This window comes from Oleiphilus sp. HI0125 (genome assembly GCF_001635355.1).
In genome coordinates this window covers 1-710 of the sequence record NZ_LWGF01001381.1, presented here as the reverse complement: position 1 = coordinate 710, position 710 = coordinate 1, and the positions used below count along the sequence as shown (strand labels likewise).

At 44.6% G+C, this 710-nt stretch carries 1 protein-coding gene and 1 pseudogene; both read right to left on the bottom strand.

Annotation, left to right across the window (positions count from 1 at the left end; translation table 11 throughout):
• A partial coding sequence (locus tag A3762_RS28550) for a phosphatidylcholine/phosphatidylserine synthase (RefSeq protein WP_369820718.1) occupies positions 1 to 266 on the bottom strand: 266 nt, incomplete at its 3' end.
• Between the two features lie 91 nt (positions 267 to 357).
• Positions 358 to 710: pseudogene (locus A3762_RS23710) on the bottom strand (ketol-acid reductoisomerase); the annotation flags it as partial.

Here is a 710-nt window from a genome sequence, read left to right as displayed (position 1 = left end):
ACGCGACCATCTAGACCATCCAACACCATGCATACAAATATTGCGATCGCCGCATTTTCAAAGTTGCCATTCATCGCCGCAACGATTGCATAGAATCCCGAAAACAACGAAGCAGTTGTAAACAGGTTAGGCAACAAATATATGCCTTTACCCATACGCGACTTTGGTTTGTCCGCTGACGACTCAGTCTCCGACTTAATATTGTCGGCCCCAGACTCGTGCAATGCACTTGTAGTATCTTGATTATTCTTTGACTCTTCGCTCATGACTTCTCAGCATATTCTGCGTACATAAAAAAACGGCCTGCAAGGATAATCCTTGCAGGCCGTTTAGTGTAGCGTTAATTAACAAAAACGCTTAGTTCTTCTCTTGATCAACGATCTTGTTAGACGCAATCCAAGGCATCATTGCACGAAGCTTAGCACCAGTCTCTTCGATTGGGTGAGCTGCGTTATTACGACGATATGCAGTCATAGATGCATAGTTAGTCGCACCTTCTTGGATAAACATCTTGGCGTACTCACCATCTTGAATACGCTTAAGTGCATTACGCATCGCCGCACGAGATTCATCATTGATAACCTCTGGACCGGTAACGTACTCACCGTACTCAGCGTTGTTAGAGATTGAGTAGTTCATGTTCGCGATGCCGCCTTCGTACATAAGGTCAACAATTAGCTTAAGCTCGTGCAAACATTCGAAGTAAGCCA